We start from the raw sequence: 2,414 nt of genomic DNA, 5'->3' as shown, positions 1-2,414 counted from the left end.
CCCTTCAGTGCGCCGAGGCTTCCGAGGCGCCGATGCCGGTCTCGGAACGCACCTGCTGTGCGAGGTAGCCGGCCCGGTCCTGCCGCGCCCGCGGGCTGTCGTCGGTCTTCGAGACGAGCCAGATCGTGAGGAAGGCAAGGGTCATCGAGAAGAGCGCCGGCGAGGTGTAGGGGAAGGGCGCCGAGCCGACCGGGTTGCCGAAGGTGGCTTCCCAGACCGAGGGCGAGAGCACCGTCAGCAGCACCGAGGAGATGAGGCCGACGAAGCCGCCGGCGACCGCGCCCCGCGTCGTGCAGTCCTTCCAGAGAACCGACATGAACAGCACCGGGAAGTTCGCGGAGGCGGCGACCGCGAAGGCCAGCGACACCATGAAGGCGATGTTCTGGTTCTTGAAGGCGATGCCGAGGATCACCGCGATGAAGCCGAGGCAGAGCGTGGTGATGCGCGACACCCGGAGCTCGGCGGCGCTGTCGGCCTGGCCGCCCTTGATCACCGTCGCATAGAGGTCGTGGCTGACCGCCGAGGCGCCGGAGAGCGTGAGGCCCGCGACGACCGCGAGGATGGTCGCGAAGGCCACCGCCGAGATGAAGCCGAGGAAGACGTTGCCGCCGACCGCCTGGGCGAGATGCACGGCCGCCATGTTGTTGCCGCCGATCAGCGTGCCGTCCGGCCCGAGGAAGCCCGGATTGGTCAGCACGAAGGTGATCGCGCCGAAGCCGATGATGAAGGTCAGGAGATAGAAGTAGCCGATCCAGGTCGTGGCCCACATCACCGACTTGCGCGCTTCCTTGGCGCTCGGCACGGTGAAGAAGCGCATCAGGATATGCGGCAGGCCGGCGGTGCCGAACATCAGCGCCATGCCGAAGCTGATTGCCGAGATCGGGTCCTTGATGAAGGTGCCGGGCGCCATGATCGACTGGCCGGCCGCGGCCGCCGCCTCGGGCGTCGTGCCCTCGGTCGCGCCTGCGATCTCGCTCTTGATCCGGACCGCGTCGGCGAACATCGCCTCCGGGCTGAAGCCGTAGCGCCAGAGCACCATGATCGACATGAAGGTCGCGCCGCCGAGCAGGAGGCAGGCCTTGATGATCTGCACCCAGGTGGTCGCGGTCATGCCGCCGAAGAGCACGTAGACCATCATCAGGATGCCGACGACCACGACCGCGATCCAGTAGTCGAGGCCGAACAGCAGCTCGATCAGCGAGCCCGCGCCGACCATCTGCGCGATCAGGTAGAAGGCGACGACGATCAGCGTGCCGGAGGCGGCGAAGACGCGGATCGGGGTCTGGGCGAAGCGGAAGGCCGCCACGTCGGCGAAGGTGAACTTGCCGAGGTTGCGGAGCCGTTCGGCCATCAGGAAGGTCAGGATCGGCCAGCCGACGAGGAAGCCGATCGAGTAGATGAGCCCGTCGTAGCCCGAGACCATGACCGCGGCCGAGATGCCGAGGAAGGAGGCCGCCGACATGTAGTCACCCGCGATCGCGAGCCCGTTCTGGAAGCCGGTGATGCCGCCGCCCGCGGTATAGAAGTCGGCGGCGGACTTGGTCTTGGAGGCGGCCCATTTGGTGATGAAGAGCGTCATCACGACGAAGGCCGCGAACATGATGATGGCGGTCCAGTTCGTCGGCTGCTGTTCGCCGCCCTGGATCACGTCGGCTGCGAAGCCGGCCGCCGGCGCCGCGACGAGAGCGGCGAGGACGCCGGTTCCGAGGATTGGTCCGAGGATTGGCTGCTTCACTTCAGGGCCTCCCGCTTGACCTTCTCCGTGAGGTCGTCGAATTCGCTGTTGGCGCGGCGTACGTAGATGCCGGTGATGAGGATGGTGAAGAGGATCACCCCGAAGCCGATCGGGATTCCGAGCGTCATCACGCCCTCGCCGAGCCTGATCGCAAGCAGATCCTTCGAGAAGGCGATCAGCAGGATGAACCCGTAATAGACGACCAGCATCGCGATCGTCAGCTGCCAGCCGAAGCTTGACCGTTGCGTCCTCAATTTCTGGTAGTTCGGATCGGCGGCGATCCGTTCCGCGAGCGTTGCTTCCATCTTCATCTTCCCTTTTTTTGGCTTGGTCGGCGGCGGGCTCACTCCGCTGGCGCGCGGCCGGTCGGTCCTGGCAGTCTCGAGCCGGTCACACGCGCGCCCCGCCGGCGAGGGGCCGCCCCGGGGGCACGGCGGAGGCCGCGTCCCTGGGGGATCTCGTCACCGTCGGTTCATTCGGTTGTCGATGAGTTCGTCGACGACGGCTGGGTCCGCGAGGGTGGATGTGTCGCCGAGGGCGCCGTAGTCGTTCTCGGCGATCTTGCGCAGGATGCGGCGCATGATCTTGCCGGAGCGGGTCTTGGGCAGGCCGGGCGCCCACTGGATGAGGTCGGGGGAGGCGATCGGGCCGATCTCCTTCCTGACCCACTGCACCAGTT

General features: G+C 66.9%; 3 protein-coding genes. All 3 read right to left on the bottom strand.

Annotation, left to right across the window (positions count from 1 at the left end; translation table 11 throughout):
- Positions 1–4: 4 nt before the first annotated feature.
- On the bottom strand, positions 5–1,735 hold the full coding sequence (locus ACLJK8_RS22445; protein WP_413152640.1) for a cation acetate symporter: 1,731 nt from the start codon (positions 1,733–1,735) through the stop codon (positions 5–7).
- Positions 1,732–2,040: a DUF485 domain-containing protein gene (locus ACLJK8_RS22440; RefSeq protein ID WP_413152639.1), complete on the bottom strand. Its 309-nt coding sequence runs from the start codon at positions 2,038–2,040 to the stop codon at positions 1,732–1,734. The genes ACLJK8_RS22445 and ACLJK8_RS22440 overlap by 4 nt, the downstream gene beginning before the upstream one ends.
- 156 nt (positions 2,041–2,196) lie before the next feature.
- On the bottom strand, positions 2,197–2,414 hold a 218-nt coding region (locus tag ACLJK8_RS22435; RefSeq protein WP_413152638.1), incomplete at its 5' end, for an AMP-binding enzyme.

It is taken from the genome of Amaricoccus sp. W119 (assembly GCF_047275745.1).
In the GTDB taxonomy this organism is placed as follows: domain Bacteria; phylum Pseudomonadota; class Alphaproteobacteria; order Rhodobacterales; family Rhodobacteraceae; genus Amaricoccus.
The sequence above is the reverse complement of the archived record's forward strand: the minus strand, read 5'-3'. Positions and strand labels throughout refer to the sequence as shown.